At 47.2% G+C, this 19,777-nt stretch carries 14 protein-coding genes; 5 read left to right on the top strand and 9 right to left on the bottom strand.

Features of this window, described 5'->3' with window-relative positions; all coding sequences use genetic code 11:
* Nucleotides 1-11 precede the first annotated feature (11 nt).
* The 5 genes from LZG94_RS16330 to LZG94_RS16350 all read left to right on the top strand — a co-directional run bounded on the left by LZG94_RS16330 (nt 12) and on the right by LZG94_RS16350 (nt 5,295).
* The gene (locus tag LZG94_RS16330; RefSeq protein ID WP_233792900.1) at nt 12-455 is read left to right on the top strand and encodes a response regulator; all 444 of its coding nucleotides are present in this window, start codon (nt 12-14) and stop codon (nt 453-455) included.
* Nucleotides 456-482: 27 nt separating this feature from the next.
* On the top strand, nt 483-1,094 hold the full coding sequence (locus LZG94_RS16335) for a biliverdin-producing heme oxygenase (RefSeq protein ID WP_233792901.1): 612 nt from the start codon (nt 483-485) through the stop codon (nt 1,092-1,094).
* A gap of 19 nt (nt 1,095-1,113) precedes the next feature.
* Nucleotides 1,114-3,399, top strand: a complete 2,286-nt coding sequence (locus LZG94_RS16340; protein ID WP_233792902.1) for an ATP-binding protein — start codon at nt 1,114-1,116, stop codon at nt 3,397-3,399.
* A gap of 189 nt (nt 3,400-3,588) precedes the next feature.
* The gene (locus LZG94_RS16345; RefSeq protein ID WP_233792903.1) at nt 3,589-4,695 is read left to right on the top strand and encodes a DNA topoisomerase IB; all 1,107 of its coding nucleotides are present in this window, start codon (nt 3,589-3,591) and stop codon (nt 4,693-4,695) included.
* A gap of 129 nt (nt 4,696-4,824) precedes the next feature.
* The gene (locus tag LZG94_RS16350) at nt 4,825-5,295 is read left to right on the top strand and encodes a PA2169 family four-helix-bundle protein (protein ID WP_233792904.1); all 471 of its coding nucleotides are present in this window, start codon (nt 4,825-4,827) and stop codon (nt 5,293-5,295) included.
* Between the two features lie 137 nt (nt 5,296-5,432).
* Here the strand turns inward: LZG94_RS16350 and LZG94_RS16355 are convergent, their stop codons facing one another.
* From LZG94_RS16355 to sprA, 9 genes are all read right to left on the bottom strand, one after another.
* Entirely contained in the window at nt 5,433-7,172 is a 1,740-nt protein-coding gene (locus LZG94_RS16355; protein ID WP_233792905.1) for an FAD-dependent oxidoreductase, read from the bottom strand.
* A gap of 16 nt (nt 7,173-7,188) precedes the next feature.
* Nucleotides 7,189-8,103: an anti-sigma factor domain-containing protein gene (locus LZG94_RS16360; protein WP_233792906.1), complete on the bottom strand. Its 915-nt coding sequence runs from the start codon at nt 8,101-8,103 to the stop codon at nt 7,189-7,191.
* Nucleotides 8,100-8,645: an RNA polymerase sigma factor gene (locus LZG94_RS16365; protein WP_229254664.1), complete on the bottom strand. Its 546-nt coding sequence runs from the start codon at nt 8,643-8,645 to the stop codon at nt 8,100-8,102. Before LZG94_RS16365 ends, LZG94_RS16360 begins: the two co-directional genes overlap by 4 nt.
* Nucleotides 8,646-8,886: 241 nt before the next feature.
* A complete protein-coding gene (gldF, locus tag LZG94_RS16370) occupies nt 8,887-9,615 on the bottom strand; it encodes a gliding motility-associated ABC transporter permease subunit GldF (RefSeq protein ID WP_233792907.1) in 729 nt (242 codons plus the stop codon).
* Between the two features lie 33 nt (nt 9,616-9,648).
* Nucleotides 9,649-10,164: a DUF4199 domain-containing protein gene (locus tag LZG94_RS16375; RefSeq protein ID WP_215234100.1), complete on the bottom strand. Its 516-nt coding sequence runs from the start codon at nt 10,162-10,164 to the stop codon at nt 9,649-9,651.
* Nucleotides 10,165-10,202: 38 nt separating this feature from the next.
* Nucleotides 10,203-10,766: a DUF4199 domain-containing protein gene (locus LZG94_RS16380; RefSeq protein WP_233792908.1), complete on the bottom strand. Its 564-nt coding sequence runs from the start codon at nt 10,764-10,766 to the stop codon at nt 10,203-10,205.
* Nucleotides 10,763-12,046 (bottom strand): dihydroorotase family protein, encoded by a 1,284-nt coding sequence (locus LZG94_RS16385; RefSeq protein WP_233793132.1) that lies wholly within the window; start codon nt 12,044-12,046, stop codon nt 10,763-10,765. The genes LZG94_RS16380 and LZG94_RS16385 overlap by 4 nt, the downstream gene beginning before the upstream one ends.
* An 80-nt stretch (nt 12,047-12,126) precedes the next feature.
* Nucleotides 12,127-12,507 (bottom strand): glycine cleavage system protein GcvH, encoded by a 381-nt coding sequence (gcvH, locus tag LZG94_RS16390; RefSeq protein WP_215234103.1) that lies wholly within the window; start codon nt 12,505-12,507, stop codon nt 12,127-12,129.
* Between the two features lie 75 nt (nt 12,508-12,582).
* Nucleotides 12,583-19,683, bottom strand: a complete 7,101-nt coding sequence (gene sprA / locus LZG94_RS16395; RefSeq protein WP_233792909.1) for a cell surface protein SprA — start codon at nt 19,681-19,683, stop codon at nt 12,583-12,585.
* Nucleotides 19,684-19,777 lie beyond the last annotated feature (94 nt).

Below are 19,777 nucleotides of genomic sequence, written 5' to 3' on the forward strand. Positions count from 1 at the left end.
CGCAAATAAGAATGAAACACGATAAACATTTTCGTATCCTGCTCGCTGACGATGATGATGATGATACCTTTTTGTTTCGCGAAGCACTGGAACAGGTTTCATTTGAATCGCAATTATTCACGGCGGCAAATGGCATGGAGCTGATGGACACGATCGTCAAAGACAGCATTAATCCGGACCTCATTTTCCTGGACATGAATATGCCGGTAAAAAATGGGCTGGAATGTCTGGAAGAGATCAGGGCGACCCCGGGATTTGAAAAAACACCTATTGTTATTCTTTCCACTTCCGTCGCGCAATATCTGTGGGAATCCGCATATAAAGGCGGCGCGAACCTGTATATCCAGAAACCAACCAGCTTTTCGGGGCTTGTTAATGTACTTCATAAGTGCCTCTTCCAAAGTCTGATCAAAGACGAAGCTGCTCCCATGGAACAATTTTTGATTACCAATTAACTTTGTCAGGTTTGAAAATGCATTCTTATGAATGAAGTAACTGTTTCTGTAAAAGATCAGGATTCTTTTATTAAAACGCTTAGAAACGTAACGGCCGAAAGCCACCAGAATTTAGAAGATAATCCAATATCAAGAGCATTACTTGATCCGGATGTGACCCTTGCCAACTATCAGTTGTATCTGTCCAAAATCTACGGTGTTATACTTGCTTGTGAAAAACAGATCTTCCCTCTCCTGACGGATATTGTGCCGGATTTGGGCGAGAGACACAAATCACATTTGATTATAAAAGATCTGGAAGCTACCGGCCTGCCAGCACAGGATATAGCTGCATTGCCCCTGCACCAATTCGAATTTAACGGTATATCAGAAGCAATGGGCATTATGTATGTACTGGAAGGTTCCACATTGGGCGGCAAGATTATATTTAAGCATATTCACGAAAAGCTGGGCTTGACGCCGGAGACCGGCGCAGCGTATTTTTGGGGCTACGGTACCCAAACCGGGATTTTATGGAAATCCTTCATTTCCGTGTTTACCCAATTTGCAGATAACAGTAATGACCAGCCCGGCATTATTGAGAGTGCCAAACAAACATTTACAGTTATTGATAATTGGCTAAGCGGCAGAAATAGTTAGCCGAAATGAACGTGTCGAAATGAACATTAAGAATATTGTAAACCGGGATATTGTTAACCTGACGAACTGTGAAAGCGAACCTATCCACATTCCTGGCAGCATACAGCCACACGGTTTCCTCCTCGGCATAAATAAAAACAACTCGAAGATCGAATTCAGCAGCGAAAACTCAGCTGATTATATTGGTCTTACCCCGGAAGTCATTTTGGGAAAAACCCTGGCCGAAATCTTTACGGAAGAAGAGGCCAGCGGATTTGTTGAATACGTTAGTGCGGCCGTTATTGACACCGCAAAACCGTATGTGTTCTCCATGAAAGAGGAATTGTACAACACAACGGTACATCAGAGCGGAGAGACGATTATACTTGAATTCGAGCCTTTCCCCGACGGGACTTTAAATCTCCCAAACCTGTATAACCAGACCAGGAAGTTTGTTTCCATTATGGAAAAAGCGACCTATATGAAAGAGCTTTGTCAGGAGATCGTGAATGAAACACGTGAAATCACCGGTTACGACCGGGTTATGGTTTACAAATTCGACGCAAACTATAACGGGGAAGTGATTGCAGAAAGCCGGAATAAAGACGTGGTATCTTTTGAAGGCCAGAAATACCCGCATACAGATATTCCGGTACAGGCTCGCGAGCTGTATATCCGCAACCCGCTGCGGATGATCGCGGACGTGAACTACAAGCCGGTGCCGCTGCTGACACTTGACGATGCGGCCGAAAAAAGCAACAAATCGCTCGATCTGAGCCTTTCTATACTAAGAAGTGTTTCGCCGATCCACATTGAATATCTGGTGAATATGGGAGTGGCTGCAACGCTTACCATTTCCCTTTTACAAAATCAGAAATTGTGGGGACTGATCGCCTGCCACCATTATTCGCCTAAAATACTCCCGCATTATACCCGACTTTCAGCTTTACTTCAAGGCCATTTCCTGACCTCGCAGATCGCTGTAAGAGAAGTGGCGGAAGAATTTGAGGTAACTCAGGAAGTGGATAAGGCGCTCAGCGAATCCCTGACTTTACTGCACGATCACGAAGATTTCATCGAAGCTTTTCACCAGGCTCCATCGGTTTTGAAAATGGCCAATGCGACCGGCGTAGTGATTTATTACAATGGGAAGCTCTATAAAAACGGGCAGGTACCAGCCGACGAGGAGCTGATCCCGTTGTTGGAACACCTGGCAGCGAATTACAATTCTCACGGCATTCACACTGACCATTTGCTCAGCATTTATCCGGAAGGAAAATCACTTTCCAGATACGCGGCAGGGATTATCTATCATGCAATTCCATCCGGTTCGCACGCTGGCATATTGTGGCTGCGCAGTGAAAAAATTGAGACGATCAAATGGGCGGGCAATCCGTACAAGGCTATACTGCCCAATGAAGCAGGGGACAGACTTTCTCCGCGTAAGTCTTTCGATCTGTGGGCGGAAGAGGTAAAAGATCTGAGCGAAGCCTGGCGCAAATCGGAGATTAATGCAGCCGCAAACTTCTCTTTTTCTTTGCAAAAACACGTCAATCTTCGTCTGATCCGCACACAGGAAGATAAAAACAGGATACTGAACGAAGAGCTGAAAAGTGCTAATAAAGAACTGGCCAACCTTAACTGGATCAGCACCCACGATTTGAAAGAGCCGCTTCGCAAGATCCAGATATTCGCTTCCAAAGTCCTCGACCGCGAAGATCCCGATCTGTCTGCCCAGGTAAAGGATTCTGTGGAACGGATGCGGTTTGCTGCCGAAAAAATGCAGTTGCTGATCGAAGATATCCTCTCCTATTCCAAGACCGGAAATATGGAAAAGGTGTACGAAAAAGTGAACCTGAACAATATATTGTCGGAAGTATTACAGGAACTGAGTACTGTTATCGAAGAGAAAAAAGCAGTAGTTCATGCCGACAAGCTTCCCGAGCTGGCTGTGATTCCTTTCCAGGTTCGTCAGCTGTTCATTAACCTGATCAGCAACGGTATCAAATTTACCGCCCCGGATATTCAGCCTGAGATCAATATTACCGTCGACGAAGTGAGCGGAGAAGATATCAGTCACGAAAAATCGGTGGGAAATGCAAAATATTGCCGGATCTCTTTTGCAGATAACGGCATTGGTTTCAGCGAAGAATATAAGGAAAGGATATTCGACGTTTTCCAGAGACTGCATCCTGCCCATAAATATCCCGGAAGCGGAATCGGGCTCGCTATCTGCAAGAAGATTATGGAAAACCACAAGGGTTTCCTGACCGCCTCTTCTGAGCCTGACAAAGGTTCGGTATTTAAGGTTTACTTCCCTGTCTGATCAAGCTGCGCTAATTTTTAAAACTGAGTATATACTTCCTCAGGTCAATCTGAAAAGATTCGGGCTGAGGATTTTTGTTTATTGCCTACCCGCTGAATGCATTCGTCAGTGGCATTTTCTCGCATCGAGGCTTCCCTTTTTCAACTGGTACTAATTTGGTAATAACAACCGAAATTTAACGGAAATGAAATGCAACCAGTCGCAATCGGGACGCTCACACAAGTACCTGAAATATCAGCCAGGCAATTTAAGAAGCTAAGGAAGGATCCGGCGCTGACAGCCGCGGCCGTGGGACTCAATTATATCAAGTCTGGTTTCGCGCCGGGATACCTGAGGAAAGGGAAGTCTCCGCGCTTTTACTATACAGATCAACAAGGGAACCGGGTAAAAGACAAGGAAGTGATCAAACGTATCAGATCGCTTGTACTTCCGCCTGCCTGGAAGGATGTCTGGATCAGCAGCGACCCGGACGCACATTTGCAGGCGACCGGAACCGACGACGCGGGCAGAAAGCAATACCGGTACCATCCGCAATGGAACCTGATCCGCAATCAGGCCAAATACTTTCGGTTATTAACCTTTTCGGAAGCTTTGCCAAAGCTGCGGGAACAGGTGGAGCACGATCTGAGAAAACGCGATTTTGACTTAAATAAGTCGATCGCCTTGGTTGTAAAACTGATGGACAAAACCTGTATCCGGGTCGGGAATCAGCGATATAAATTAAAGCATGGATCTTCGGGCATTACCACCCTTGACTCGAAATGCGCAACAGTTACCGGCAGCAGGATCCGGTTTGTATTCAAGGGTAAAAAGGGTGTAAAACAGGATATTACCTTGCGGGATACGCAGCTTGCGCGGCTGGTGAAACTATATAAGGAAATGCCCGGAAAAAGGCTTTTTCAGTATACTAACGAAGCCGGCGGCAAATGTGCGCTGTCTGCGGCGCAGGTGAACGATTACATCCGGGAACATACCGGCTCTCATTTTTCCGCCAAAGATTTCAGGACCTGGATGGGAACTGTTACTGCCTTCGAATACCTGAGCACCCAGGAAAAGGCACCGTCGCAACGCCAGCTTACGCGCACACTGAATACCTGCCTGGATGTGGTGGCAGCCCATTTGGGAAATACCAGGGCAGTATGCAAAAAATATTACGTGCACCCTGCGATTTTCCGGGCTTACGAGCAAGACAAGATCAGGAAATATGCAGACAAGGAAGTGGAGGAACTAAAACAGTTTTCAACCTCCGAGCAGCGGGTAAAAATGCTGCTTGGTAACCCGAAAGCGCTCAACTGACTCGCCGGCAAGAAGTCCTTTAATGCTTTTCCAAACAAAATTTTAATGCGCTTAGCTTGAAATGGCACAGCATTTTTAGGTGGGTCGAAAGTCAAAACAAAAATTTATCAACACTAAAAAACATAAGTTATGGAAACCAATGAAAATCTTGTTGAGGTTCTTAACGACCTGATTAAAATTAATAATGATAGAATTGAAGGATACGCAAGAGCGATCAATGAAGTAGAGGATATTGACCTCGATCTGAAAGGTATATTTCAAAAAATGTCGAATGAGAGCCGCCAGAATATCAATGAGCTAAGTGTGGAAATACGTAACCTCGGCGGTGAAATTGAGACGGGCACTACGAATTCAGGCAAGATATACAGGGTTTGGATGGATATTAAAGCAACTTTTACCGGCCACGACAGAACTTCCGTACTGGAAAGCTGCGAATATGGTGAAGATGCGGCGCAGGAAGCTTATGACGATGCATTGGCCACCGACGCCGACCTACCTGTGAACATCAGACAGATCATCGCCAACCAGAAAGCGGAACTACTTGAATCACACAACCTGATCAAAAAATACCGGGATCTGCACCAGGCTGTTAAAAGCTGATAGTCACGTGTATTAGCTGAGACTTAATCTGACAGTTAGTAAATTCACTAACCTTAAAATCAGTTAAGTATGACAACAACGCAGAAGTTAATTCAACCGAAACTTGGCTTGTTAAAGTGAGCTGCATATTGCCTCAGTTACTTCCACCCCAACTCAACCCCTTCCCCCACTAAAAACCCCTGAAACCCTTTTAACAATTCAGCATTCTCCCGCACAACCCGCGGACTAACCTTCTCCCCAGTAGCAAACTTTACCAACAACCCCACAGCCTCCCCAATACTCCATTCCACCGGATGCAGGCGGTAGCAGCCATTTGTGATGTGCGTGGTGCCAATGTTCTTGTTCGCCGGAAGCAGGTTTTCTATGCGTATGGGGATGAGCGCGCCTAGGGGAATTTGGAATGGTAGCGATGCGAAATCGATGTAATTGTCGCCGGAGCTGCTGGGGTGGAGGTCTATGTGGTAATAGCCTACTCCTACGCTGTCGTGGAATTCGGCGGCTTTGTCTTTGGGGCCTGGGGCGCCATTTGCTATGGCGCCGGTTGCGCCACGTTCCGCAGCCACTTCGCGGTTTGCGGCTCCTACGTGTTCTTCTTTGATGGTGAAAACGGCTTTGATGCGGCGGGATTCGCGGACGTAGGGGTATTTGGCGAGGCCGTCTTCGGTGCCCATGATGTCTCTCCGCAGGCGGATTCCTGGCCAGCCTTTGCCGCCGTCGGGGCGTGGGGCTTCGGTTTGCAGCCAGTAGAGGAGCGATAGGCTGAGCTGTTTGGCCCGGTCGACGTGCTTTTTGAAATCCTTTTCGCTGGCGCCAATGAGGTTGCCGAGCATATAATCGTTTTGCGGCCAGTTGACAATCGTAATGTCGCCTGCGTAAGTTTCGGGCACAAAGTTCTGGCGGCTGATAATGCGCCGGTACAGCCAAAGGTTCAGCGCATCCCCTGTTTTAATGCCCTCTGGATGAAAGCCGAGCGTTTTCGGTTCCAGGGTTTTGGGATTGGAATACGACAAGTCAAGCAGCCTGCCCGACCACGATTTGTTCATCTTCGGAACATGGTTTTTCCAAAAATCATATTCAGCAGGTTTTTCGATCACGTGGTTTTCACCCGGCTGGTAATCTATCGCAAAGCACATCGTGAATGCCTGCACATTGTCGGGATTGCCTTTTTCAGGAGCGTGCAGCTCATTGGTTTCAGCTTTGGATTCGGTACCGGTGACAAACTCCGTGCCGGTCATCGGCAGCAAGTCACCCAACTCGGTAGCGTCCACGAAATAGGGAGCAGTCAATGTTAAATGCTTACCAGAGCGACTACTTTTCACTTCCAGCGAAGTCACGCGGTTACCCTGTACTTTGGCGGAAACAGCCTTGTGCTCGGTGAGTAAAGTCAGTTTTCCGGTGCTCAGGTAAGGTGCAAACAGATCGCTCAATATAGCTACTGCCACCTTCGGCTCGCAGCAAATGCGCGAAACTGCGCCATCGCCGGGATTGAGGTGCTTGCGGCTTTTGGCTTCGTCGGTAAGCGGGTAATTTTTGATATAATACTCACGGATTGCATTACGAAAATCACGGTAAGCCTTCGGAGCGCCGTGCGTTTCAATCCATTGATGCTCGTCGGGCGGCACACCTTGCTGTGATATCTGCCCGCCGATCCAGTCGGTTTCTTCGGTGAGGATTACTGTAAGTCCATTTCGCAATGCAGCCAATGCAGCTGCACAGCCGCCCAAGCCGCCGCCAGCGATTACCAGGTCGGCTTTGAGGGTTTCTTTGGATTTGTCTTCACGCAAAAAAGGCCCGGACTTTGCAGCCGGACCTTCTGTTGTGGTATTGATTAATGCGCCTGTAACGGCGATGTTTGCTAGAAAATTTCTACGCTTCATATTTAAATAGTTCTTCTCAACTCACCTTTCCCATTACATACATCTCCTCCATGGTAGGACTTGGCACCCCACCTTCTTTTTCCAATGTAATCGCGAATGCTACTGCGCCGGGTTTGGTGTTTTTCATTCTCAAAACTTTACCTGAAAATTCATTATCCAGTACTCCTACATCCACCGGCTTGTTATCCACAATCGTCCAAAGCTGGTATTGCTTGCCTGCCGGAGGTGCCGGAAGGTTTTGTACGTCGAGCATTACCTCATTCGTTTGCTGGTTCCAGAATGCAGCTACTGCGCTTTCGGGCGATTTCGGCATTCCGGCTAGTTTTACCACTTTATAACTTGGGTCGCGGTACATTCCTGCAAGTGCCTCACTATACGCAAGGCTGCTTTTCATTCCTGCAACCTCGCCTTTCAAGCTACCTAGCTCAGCAGCGAGCTGTTCGTTGCCCCGCCTGTATTCGCTCATCTGCATAGCCGACCAGCCTGCAAAAACTGCCAGCAATATAGCAGCAGCGACTGCGATTTTCGCCCAGATCGGGGTTACCTCACGGGTTTCTACCACCGGCCGCTCAAAAACGTCGGCGATTACCTTTCCGTTATCTGTGTTGCCCGGCTTAACGTGTTCAACACCATCGTTTAATCTTATTTCTTCCTGAGTGCCAGCTGCTTGCGCGCTATTCGTTTCATGATTTGTTTCAATCTCAGAATCAAATTCCAATCTTGCGAAAATCGATTCTTTCAATGAAGCCGGAGGAGGAGTCTGATGTTTTAATGCATATTCTTCCAAAGCATTCTCAGTTCTCAGCAACTCTTCCTTAATCTCCGGGTAAATATGAGACATACACTCAACCTCCTGTTTTTCCTGAGGAGAGACAGTGCCCAATACATATTCTTCCAATATGCCGGACTCTATGTATGCTTGGATGTTCATACTGCAAAGTATTGTTTTAACTCTTGTAACGCCGTGCGGATCCTGGATTTCACGGTACCCAACGGTATGCTTAACTCTTCGGAGATCTCTTCGTGCGTATAACCCTGGAAATAAGCCATATCAATCAAAATCTTCCGTTCGGGGCGAAGCATATCAATGATCGCTTTCATATCCGAGCTGGTCGTCTGCAAATCTTCGTACGAGTCCTTCTCATTCCGGACCGCCATGTCGTCTATATCACCCATTATTGGTTTTCTTCCTTCCACTCTCACCGCATCAATTGCGCCGTTCCGCGCAATATTCATGATCCAGGTAAACAATCTTCCTTTTTCCGGATTATATGAAGCTATATTTTTCCAGATTTTCAAAAAAGATTCCTGCAACACATCTGCGGCTTTCTCCTCGTCCCTCAACGTTTTTGAAATGATATTAAACAAAGCTCCTGAGTAATGGTCGTACAGGAAATCAAATGCCACCCGCTCATTCCTTTTGAGAGCCAGCACGAGTTCCTCTTCCGAGTATTTTACCTTGCTTGTCGCCAAGAGTCGCTTAACAGTTAATTGTAAATTTCGTACTGGCAATCTAGCGAAATTTCCCAAGAACCAGTCAGCAGGTGCGTAAATTATTGCCCCTCTGTTCCGCTCTCTTGTATTTCCTAAGTTCCTTTGAATCAAAGGCAAATCCGGTCTGATATAGAAGGCTACCATCATTAGTGTGTTTTAATGCATATACGACCAAACACACTGTATTAGATCAAATCTATCTACCTGAATTGCAAAGTGTTCATTTTCTGAGCTTTTCGACTTTCAAAAGGGTCAAAATCAGGAAAAAGGCGATGAGGCTCAGCAGGTAAACGATATTCCTTGAATCCACCAGCCCTTTGCCGAGAGAGATATACTGCTCGTCGAGCGCGATCCAGAGAAGCAGCTGCGAGCCAGCTCCGGTACCCAGTAATTGTGACAGCGCGCCGAAGCCGACGTACCATATAAAGGCAAAGAAAACACCCAGAATAAATGCAACGATCTGGTTTTCGTTCAGGGAGGAAGCGAATAATCCCATGGATACAACAGCCCCGCTGAACAGGAGCAGACCAATGTAAGAGCCGGCAACCGCAGCTGAGTCGATATTCCCGACGGGGTTACCAAGCTGGTAAATGCTGTAATAGTAGATCAGGGTCGGCAGCAGGGTAAGCAACACCAGGCTCCAGTTTGCAAAAAACTTACCCAGTACCAGATCAATATTGGTAATCGGCTTGGTAAGCAGCAGTTCCAGTGTCCCTGTCCGGGTCTCTTCCGCGAGTGAACGCATGGTAATCGCCGGGATCAGAAATATAAGCACGTAGGGGGCCAAACGAAAGAATGAGCCCATATCTGCATAACCGTAGTCAAGGATATTGGAATCCGGGAAAACCCAGACGATCAGCCCGATCGCGGTCAGAAATACGACCATCACCATATAGGCGATCAGCGAGTTAAAAAAGCTGCCAATTTCTTTCCGGAAGATTGCAAACACAATGTAATTTTTAGAAACTCAACAATTGACAAATCACTCAAAAACAGGCTTTTCGCGGCGAATAACCGCAGCTACGATCAGTGAAATGATAAAGCCGGTCAACAGGTATCCCAGCACGCCCATAATAAAAACGACGCCGGGCGACATAAATTTTTGGGAAAGCTCCATCGCCTGATCAATTTGAGAATCATCCATCCCTCTGCGTTCCATATCTTCCCGCACCTGGTCCATTCCCTGGGTCAATAAAGTATTGTCGATAAACTGGATATAGAACATCGTGAACGCAGAACTGAGCAGCCCCATGATCGCCGAAGCCAGCGAGCCGACAGCCAGCCCTTCCCCATAACTCATGAAACCCTTATTCTGCTCCCGGAAGTTCTTCATAGCCAATACAATAGCCACGATCATCAACACAAAGGAAAGCGAAGACAAAAGCTTGTTCTGCGACAGCCCCGAAACATTGATGATCGTTGTATAGACCATTATTACGACCGAACCAAGTACACCATACTTCAAGGCAACACGGGCAGTAGAGGTTTGTTCTTCCATTTAGATAGCGTTTTATCGTTTCAGGTAAGTCAATAAATTTAAGATTTATTATTATGAAATACACCGTAATCCTGCTTTCTGAAAATGAGGGAAATGATCAGGATCGGGATAATGCCCATTACCGTTTTCTTGCTTACCTCGTCCATGATAATCTCAGAGGTTTGCATGCTCCCTACCCCATTATACATTTTCATAAATTCCGCCTCACCGATATTCTTGACCAGTTCCGCCTTCCCTTCCATCATCAGCGATTTCATTTCCGCGATGTAATCGGTAAAGACAGCCGGATCGACATAGGTTACAAAAAAGTAGATCAGCCAGCCCGAGATCAATGCGCCGATCGTATTCACGACATACCCGATCGTCAATGCTTCCCAGAGGTGTAAAAACCCGTTTCCCACCTTTTTCCTGAAATACCAGCACGCACCGGCGATCATGATAATGTGGATACCGAAATCCATCACCTTGTTATTTCCCAGCGGCACAATGCCGATCATATACAAGCCCAGGAAGAATATAAAAACCAATATCCCCGTCACCAGCCCGAAAACCAGTGAGACTTTTAAAAGAGGTTTATCAAAATATGCTAAAATCGATTTCATGCGTACCACTCCTGTTTTCCGTTGTTGATTACTCCTCTCACTTTTCCTTTCAGCTGCTGTCCCAAAAACGGCGTATTCTTTGATTTGGAGTAGCTCTTTTCAAATGTCCAATCTGCTTCAAGATCGAAGAAAGTCAGATTGGCTATTGCGCCCTGCTCAATGCTGATTTCCGGCAGTCTTAATATAGCCCGCGGCGCAGTTGTGATCTTCTCTACAATGGTATCCAGAGACAAGCCACTGTGCATTACCGCGAGTGAAAATACCGTTTCCAGTCCCGTGATACCGAAATCCGCGTGATCGAATTCCAGGTTTTTACTTTCTTCATCCTGCGGGTTGTGGTCAGAAACGATCGCGTCGATCGTACCGTCAGCCAGTCCCTGCCGCAAAGCTTCCTGGTCCGCCTGGGAGCGGAATGGCGGATTTACTTTTAGATTAGTGTCAAAATTGATGAGGTCCGAATCTTCAAACACCAGCTGATGCACTGCGACGTCGCAGGAAATCGGCAGTCCTTTTTGCTTCGCCTCCCGCACAATCTCCACGCCTACCGCGGTAGAAAGTAACGAAATGTGAAGTACAGGATCGGAAGTGTCATACGTGCTTTTTTCCAATGCATATTCCAGCAATTTCAGGTCGCGCGTCAGCATCATTTCTTCTGCCAGCGACGGTATTCCCTTCATCCCGGTGAGGGTACTTGTAATACCTTCGTGCATTTGTCCGTAAAGCGACAGCTGTGCCTCTTCCGGTCGGTTCATCAGCAATGCGTTTAGTGGGCGCAGGTACAGGATCGTTTTTAGTAAAAGATCCGCACTCTGCACCGCGTGTTCGCCGTCCGTAAATGCGATTGCTCCTGCGTGGTGCAGGTCGATCATTTCGGTAAAATCAACGCCTTCCGCTTTTTTCGTGACCGCCGCCGCCGGGTGTAGCGTTACCACTCCGCCCGCAGCCGATTGTCTGATATAATTTAATGTATCCTTGCTGTGGACAACAGGATTGGTATTAGGCAAAAGCACAATTTCCGTAAAGCCACCATGGGCCGCAGCTGCGCTTACTGAGTAAAGGTCTTCCTTATGCTCGAAACCAGGATCGCGTGACCCAACCCGCATATCTACCCAGCCGGCAGAAACGCAGAGCCCGCTCAGGTCTTTTACCTCAATGTCATTTGGAGAAAGGTTCTCTCCTATCTCCCTAATTCTCTCGTCCTCGATCAATATATCTCTCACCTGACCATTTTCAGGTGATTTTTTATCAACAATACGGACTGATTTGATCAACAATTTCATATTCGTAATCTGGTAGCCGGACGTCATTTTGCTAATCCGGTTTCAAAAAAAAAGCTCCTGAATGGAGCTTAAACCTGTTATCAGGCACCTATAAATTTCTGGTAGTCTTCTGCGGAAAGTAACCCCTCTCCATCAGCGGGACCCGACAAGCTTATTTTCACCATCCAGCCGCGGCCGTAAGGGTCAGTATTAACCAGCTCAGGTTCTCCGTCCAGTTCTTCGTTCACTTCAAGTACAGTACCTGCAACGGGTATAAACAAATCCGAGACCGTTTTTACCGCTTCAACAGAGCCAAAAACCTCCCCTTTTTCAAGTGCATCCCCTACTGTGTTGATGTCCACGTATACGATATCACCCAATTCATTCTGCGCATGTTCCGTGATCCCAATTGTTGCCGTATCGCCTTCTATTAGAATCCATTCGTGATCCTCTGTATACTTAAGTTCTGACGGGAAATTCATGATTAAATAGGTAAGTTTTGAATGACTTTGTGCCGCAAATTACATGATGTGGCGTGTATTTTCCAAATCAAAAATTTATTCAGCCAAATTGAACTTCAACTGCACGCCACCCGAAGTGCTGGCCCGGTAAAATGAGTTTGAAACAAGCGGGTCGTTGAATGTACGGTCGAAGTAAAATTGCAGACTCAACCGGTTATTTACCATATAGTTGACAGTCGGGCGTAGCTGGAAGTTGATATTGCCCGCAATCGGGATATTCTCACCGTCAAACTTGCGCTGGATAGAACGTGTATCCCGGAAAGTAAGACCGAGCTGCATCGTCATATCATTTTTCAGCTTCCTTTTCACCCCATTGATCTTAAACGGCAGCGGTACATTGTTTTTGGTAAAACCAATATTAACGGTCACATCCTGATTGAACAACTCCGCAACCTGTGAATTCGAAAGGTTCAATGCGATTGTTCTGTCGCGGTTATATTCCATCCTTGCCGTAATGCGGCTTTGCGTCCTGAATTCTACACCCACCAGCGGCTGGAACTTCTCTGACATCGTGATCGTGCTCATCGCGAAAACAGGTACATATTGCCCTAGGTCATTTAATCGCGACGATAATGGGTAGCCCGTTACCGCCAGGTTTACATAAAGTGCCTCATAGTCCAGCGAAGAAGTGAAGTTACCCACACTGTAATTGGACATGTACTTATGCCGCAATGTAAACGAGCTGAACAGTCTTTTGAAGGAAGGCAATTGAGACAATCCATTATAGCTGAAATCCCAGTTTGGCATCGGGAATTTCAGGAATGGATTCGTCCGCACCGTATTCGGATCCTTGCCGGTATAAGCTGCAAAGAATGAGGAAATCAGTACATCCTGCGAAGTTTCATTGTATTCACCGCCGCTGTTATTTTCCTGGTTCAGCCTGTCACGGATAATGGCGCGGTACGCCCGGAATTTGTCAAATACCGGCGATGAGTTATCCCTTCTCATTTTCGCGAATGCAGTCCGGAAAGACATGAACGACATACTGAACTGCCCATTACGCAATGGACTCTGGGAAGCGAATGCGCCGCTCGAATCGGGGCGGTAGAATTCCTGATAAGCGTCCTGGCGCGTAAGCCGCGCTTCAATGATCAGCCTGAAATCCTTGAAAGGTTCAAGTGTGGTGTTAGCCGAGAAATTCTTTGCAATAGTTTGCTGGAAAGGCATATTCTGCTGCTGGCTCGTTGTGATCCAGCCTTTTTCCGCCGCTTTTTTCTGAAAATTCCTGTCCTGCTGGCCCAGTACGAAAGGTAGTCCTGGTGCATTTGTATTATCAATACCAACATATTGCGGTGCTCGCAGATAGCCAGGCAAAGCAGTTGTTTCCAGGACACTATAACTTACATTAATACCCCTTACTGTCATCAAAACGCGGGTCAGGTTTTTAAGAACATCGGTTGTCCGCATATCGATATCCTCGATATCACCCGGGCTGCGCGCAAAATTCTTTCTACCGGCCGAAGGTGTATTTGCAAATTTAAGATAGCGAAGTTTGTTGTAAAGCAGCACAAAATCCACTTTACCCGTTACGCCCCTTTCACGACTGTTTCGGATAATATCACCAAAAGGAAGACCCGTGGTATCTCTCAACCCTAATGCATTTGCCTGATATTGATACGCTACCGAATGTTTATAATCCGCGCTCATCCAGTCTGTCAGCGGGATTTTATCCAGCGGCAAACGGTAAGTAAAGTCAATCGCCTGATCAAAATTCTTGATCCTGCCCAGCTTTTTGAAGTTAGACCAAAGTGAATCCTTCTTCGCAGCTGTATTAATATCTCCCATCGGTTCGTCAATGATCGAGCTTGCTGACGAGCGGTAAGTAAGGGTCGCATTCCGGGTCAGGTTCCAGCCGAAATCGTAATATCTGTTAAACCAGAAATACTTTTCAAATAGCGGCTGTATTCCTTCGGTTGTCAGATCTGCATTGCGCAATTGTGTTTTGAGGAAACGCCTGTCCACGTCGGTACGCAACTGTACCATATTAGGAAGAAGTGTCAGGTTGAAATCCTTGATAAACTCCGCCCACCTGTTGGTCGCTGTCCACTTTTTAAACGGCTCTATCGCCTTCGGCTGGCTGCTGTACACATAGGAAATACCGCCTTTGTACATCCGCTGGTTATATTCCTGAGTGAGTACGTTGCGCCGCTGGTCGTCGCTGAAAGCATAGGTGAATGAGAAATTCTCAAAATCATAAAAATGATTCCTGGCGCCAGGTTTCGTTTTAATTTTCCTGACATTGGAGAAGTTAATACCCCGCCTCACTGCATTTTCTTCCACCATGCGCCGATACCCGTCGCGTTCTTCATCGGTCTGTAAATTCCCGAGAGAGGTATTCAGAGGTGTATCCGGGTCGAGTGGATTAAAGTGTGGTTTTACATTCCGCCTGTCATAACTTAAAAACAGCGGGATACTGAAACCCCAGTTTGCAGGCAGCAATTTATCCAAAGCAATATTGGAAGAAAATCCATATTCCTGCGTCAGGTTCCGGGAACGCTCGCCGATCCTTTGCTGTACAGTTCCGAAACCGAAAGTTTCAACCCGGCCGGAAGCAGTCAGAGTAGCGAAATCAGCCAGCTTGGCATCGAGCTGTGCGATCGCGGCTACACCTCCCCTGTCGTCGAAACCTTCCACGTGCATTTCATCTACCCACAAACAGAACGATTTTGGGCGCTCGTCGCTAGACTTCGGATTTCGCATTCCGATCATCATAACCCGCACCGAGCTCAGGTCGGGATTGCCTACTACTGATAAACGATACCTTCCGTCGGCAGTCAAAATTGTATAAGGTACACTCAGATTTTTATCAATCTGACGATTCCGCTGCGCTTTTGCTTCTACTAGATCCGCCAGCGCAATGTTTAATTCATTTCCTTCCGGCCATATCTCTTGCGGTTGCGAAGCCGAAGGCGGCGTTGCCTGTAATCCCGACAGGTCAATTTCATAATAGTTTTGTGTCAAATCGGTCCCGATCCGCATAAAAGTACCGACCATCCCGCTCTCGTTCTGCTCGTTTTGCATGTGTACATACATTCGGAGCCTTTTGCGAAACAACAGATCGAGATTTACATTTTTGAAAACAGCCCTGGAATCGCCGTCGCGCAAGTCCGTCACGCACAAGCTCATCGATTGTTCGTTCAGCAAAAGCGGAGGCCGCTGGGTATTGTCCTGGTCGCGTTTCCAGCCCGGCGGAATGGCATATTGATATTTATCAGCACCGGCAGAGCGGTTGCTATTCTCTTCAATACTCACAGTTCCTACCGTAAATTTCGCGTCGTAAGGTTCCGGCACTTCCTGTAAACCTGGTGCGTCCAGGTTAGAAGTATATTTCCGGTATTGCTGACCAACCATTTGCAGCTGTGCAAAACGCAATACAACAGGCTGCTGGAAGTCAGTCAGGTACATCCGCATAAAACGAATCGATTTGAAACCGCTCATATTACCGACGATCCCAGAAAACTCTTTAATCGGAACCCGGAACAGATACCAGTTCTGACCATCCTCGGTTTCCGTTTTATCAACCACATAACCCTTACCAACTGCGAGCTGATTGGGTTTGAGGTCGATTTCATATTCGTAAAAAGATTCGTTGTCGTTGATCGTGTTGTCAACATTCATATCCTCGCCGTCCGGAACGTTGGTAGAAGCTGGTGTCACGTCAGCGGTTCTGCCCACGCTTTCAGGAGAGTTATTCTCCATCCCCAGGTAATTTTTGTAGCGTTGAAGGATTTTCAGATCGGCGCTATCCTGTTCGGCGCCGAGGAAAAACTTGAAGTCATCGCCAGAAGGGTCAGCTATAATTTGCTGCCGCGCAGCTGCGGAAAGGTTGGCAGGCAGACGATCAATGTATTGTTTGAAAAAAGCCTGTTCTTCCTGGTTTGTCAAACCATCCAAACCAACATCCTGCTTCTCTCGCGCACCATCTTCGTTGCTGAATGCATTGATCAGATATTGTGATTTGGTAGCATAGCCCCAGGCAGTTGAATCTACATTCACTCCTACCTGCTTCGGAACGATCGGCAGCCCGTTCTCAAAATTGTATCGCTCGTCAGGAATTACGTCTTCCGAAATATCACCCAGATTGAAAACCAGTTTTCCACCTGTTGTATTGGGTCTACCCTCAAAACCATCGCGCACAGCACCTTTCACAGGATCGTTTATAAACGGATCCAACATCCAGAACTCAATGCTTTCAATATTCGCGTTATCAAAATCATTGTCAGAAGTAATCGCCCGGCTGATTGCACCAAAATTCTGGCGCGGCGTTTTCAACCGACCGTCCGTCGCCAGATCGGTATTGTAGTTATACATTCCCCTTTCGCTGGGGTAATAGGCAATATCCAGCACCTGCTGCGGGTAAGTTACCAACCCGGCGATCGCGCGGTTTGGGAATATCTCTCTTGGGAGGAATAACCTTTCGTAAAAATTGGCTCTGTCTTCTTCGGTGATGTTGGCCGGCGGCTGGTATCCTCCACCAAGTCCCTGGTCGCCACCGAAAATATTATCTACTGTATAAGCTGAGATTTTAGCCCGCTTATATCCGTAATTCAGCGTTTTCCCGTCCAGTCCCTGCCTGAATTTGGCGGGTACCGACGCAAGCCGCCATTTCTGAGGCTGGCGGGCAAGGTCGTAAATCGTTCTCGCGGCCTCAAAATCATCGACCAGCGAACGGTTATTCACATCCTTTGAAACACCCGGCAATAATTTAGCAAACTCCCCTTTAAACTGAATGGTCGACATTTCCTTGGTCTGGATCAAAGGCAATGCATCCAGCAGCTTAGTCAGGAAGGGAACATCTTTGCGGAATTTGATATCGAAACCAAGCATTGTATTGTTAACCGGCTCGTTCCCGATCGAGACCCGCGACAAAAAGCCCGCTGGCCGCTCGCGGTATTTGATCGCTGTCAAACCAATACTCATATCCCGGTTCACTACATAATCCAGTCGGGTACCCAGCAGTGAACGAACCTGATTCTGGAACATATCCGGTCTTTCATATTCAATCACAATCTCCCTGCCCGAATTCAGTACACTGCTATTGATCAGCCTGACGCGACCTATCTGAGCTTCCACAATGTAATCGGAGCCCGGAGAAAGCGGAACACCACCCGAAGTTACAGTAACGGAAGTTTCAAGCACACCAAAAGGCAGCTGCACCTCAGCGCCACCACTCGACTGATATGAACCCTTTATAAAGAATTTGTTGCGTTCCGTAACCTGCTGCGCATCGATCATCGTCGTGCGGTACAGTTCGTTGAAAACATATTTGTTCCTGAATGCATCTTCGCCCGCACCAAACTTGCGCGAAAGGTTGGTACCAAACGGTTCCAGCACCGGGAAAATAATGCGACCCGACTTGCTGTCCACCGTAATACCTTCCACAAAGTCAAAATTTCCGTCGGGTTGCAGATCGTTAACCGGGTTCAACCTGTCAAGTCCTGAAAGCCGGATCAGAGGCACATTGGCAATGCTGCTTTCCTGTAAATTAGGGTTATCTATCCCAGTCTGGTCATCTTTATAAATAACCCGCAACTGAAATCCCTGCTTGTCGATCTGGCTCGTTCCCAGTGAATAGACGTTTTTCATCATCAGGTCCCACATCGGAAGCTTGGTATTGTTCCGGATAGTCGATGATTTCAAGAGTTTTAGTGCAATCACTTCATTGTCCCTCCTCGCCTGATAATCCTCGGTCAGCTCCCCTACTTTGAAGGAACGTCCATTGAGGGTATATTCATAGGAAACGGCCAGCACTTCGTCGTTTCTGAGTGCATTTGTTAGGGATATATATCCGAGTTGGGGATGAAAAGTATAATCACGGTCAGCGGTTAGCCGTTTTGCGCCGCGCAGCAACTCATAATCGATCGTTTTTTCCAGTCCAAGTGAAGTGATCGAGCTGTTGGTATTATCTACCTGCCTGAATCCTGCATTGGTTTTTAATGTATTATAAAGACCATTTGCCGCATTATCGGCTGGCGAAGTGGAGCGGATCGGCTGTAAGCTCGGATTTGCAGATTTGTAGGGAGCAGGTTCGCCCAGATCGGCAAAACCGACCACATTTCTGAGTGATTCCGTGGTGGTGGTACGGTTGGTCACATACACCTCAATCCGGGTTACAGTGACGCCGGAAGTGATCGTCGGTGTGTTTCGCAGTGAACTTTCGTAAATATTCCTGAAATACTGAGAAAGGAAAAAGTTACGGTTTTCATCATAAGTATCGGCACGCAACTCGAAATCCCGATTCTGGGCACCGCCGCGCAATACGATTCTTTCCTTGCTTGATTTTTGCTGCGAAGCCACGAAAGTCGCACTCAGCCTGCCAAACTGGAAATCCGTTTTCAAACCGAAAAGATTCTGAACACCCGGAATGAGCTGGCTGTTGATCGCCCAGTTGATATTTCCCGCTTCTATTTTCCGGATAAAGCTTTCCTCCGGATTTTTATAGTTCAGCTTGATCGCATTCTCGAAATTGAAGTTTGCCTTTGTATCAAAATTCGTTTGAAAACCCAGCTGATCACCCAGTTTTGCATCAAAATTGATACTGATCTGTTCGTTGAAAATAAATTGCGTATTACGTCGCTGACGGATCGGAATAGCGGGATTGTCCAAAAACTGGTGCATTAACCCCAGATCGAGCGAAACGAAACCGGTTGGTTTGAAGTTGATAAAATCGTCGCCCAGTAACTTGGAAAGTGCAGGCGGGATATCCAGTTTGGGTAAGAGTCCGCGCGCGCCCATCGCGCTGTTTCCATCCTGTCTGCCCGCATATTCGCGTAACAGACTTTTGAATGCACGGTCTTCCTGGATCTTGTCATAAGCATCGAGATCCATTCGCTCCGGCGCACGGAAATTGAGGTCGCCAGCCGGTGTTTTAACCTTTTCGGTTACGGCTATTTTCCCTGTACTATCGAGAGTAATATTGGTAGAGATATTGCCCGGGTCGCGCAGGTAGAACGGCGACCGCGGTCTTGGCTCGGCAACGCGGTTCGAATAGAAGTCTTTCCAGCGCATGATCAGCTGGCTTCCCGACCGGTCCAATGCCCGCCTGCTGGTATCTTCAGGAATCGTATCTGCCTCGACGGTCCATTCCTGCTCTGGCTGCGAATATGGCTCGTCCCTGTCAACCGACAAGTTAGCCATTAAGGCGCCTGCAGCTGAGATACTAAGTATTTTGAATAAAAGAGAGTAAATCGTTGATGACAAGGTAATATACTTATTTAGAGAAGGTTATACC

The sequence above is a fragment of the Dyadobacter sp. CY343 genome, from assembly GCF_021390335.1.
Lineage (GTDB): Bacteria > Bacteroidota > Bacteroidia > Cytophagales > Spirosomataceae > Dyadobacter.

Bases quoted from the DNA above. Each gene is read 5' to 3' on its own strand.
- LZG94_RS16380 (WP_233792908.1), bottom strand. From the start codon at position 10,766: ATGAAATCGATTTTAGCATATTTTGATAAACCTCTTTTAAAAGTCTCA.
- LZG94_RS16385 (WP_233793132.1), bottom strand. From the start codon at position 12,046: ATGAAATTGTTGATCAAATCAGTCCGTATTGTTGATAAAAAATCACCT.
- sprA (WP_233792909.1), bottom strand. From the start codon at position 19,683: ATGGCTAACTTGTCGGTTGACAGGGACGAGCCATATTCGCAGCCAGAG.
- LZG94_RS16340 (WP_233792902.1), top strand. From the start codon at position 1,114: ATGAACATTAAGAATATTGTAAACCGGGATATTGTTAACCTGACGAAC.
- LZG94_RS16375 (WP_215234100.1), bottom strand. From the start codon at position 10,164: ATGGAAGAACAAACCTCTACTGCCCGTGTTGCCTTGAAGTATGGTGTA.
- LZG94_RS16330 (WP_233792900.1), top strand. From the start codon at position 12: ATGAAACACGATAAACATTTTCGTATCCTGCTCGCTGACGATGATGAT.
- LZG94_RS16360 (WP_233792906.1), bottom strand. From the start codon at position 8,103: ATGAACATCCAAGCATACATAGAGTCCGGCATATTGGAAGAATATGTA.
- LZG94_RS16350 (WP_233792904.1), top strand. From the start codon at position 4,825: ATGGAAACCAATGAAAATCTTGTTGAGGTTCTTAACGACCTGATTAAA.
- LZG94_RS16355 (WP_233792905.1), bottom strand. From the start codon at position 7,172: ATGAAGCGTAGAAATTTTCTAGCAAACATCGCCGTTACAGGCGCATTA.
- LZG94_RS16335 (WP_233792901.1), top strand. From the start codon at position 483: ATGAATGAAGTAACTGTTTCTGTAAAAGATCAGGATTCTTTTATTAAA.
- LZG94_RS16345 (WP_233792903.1), top strand. From the start codon at position 3,589: ATGCAACCAGTCGCAATCGGGACGCTCACACAAGTACCTGAAATATCA.
- gcvH (WP_215234103.1), bottom strand. From the start codon at position 12,507: ATGAATTTCCCGTCAGAACTTAAGTATACAGAGGATCACGAATGGATT.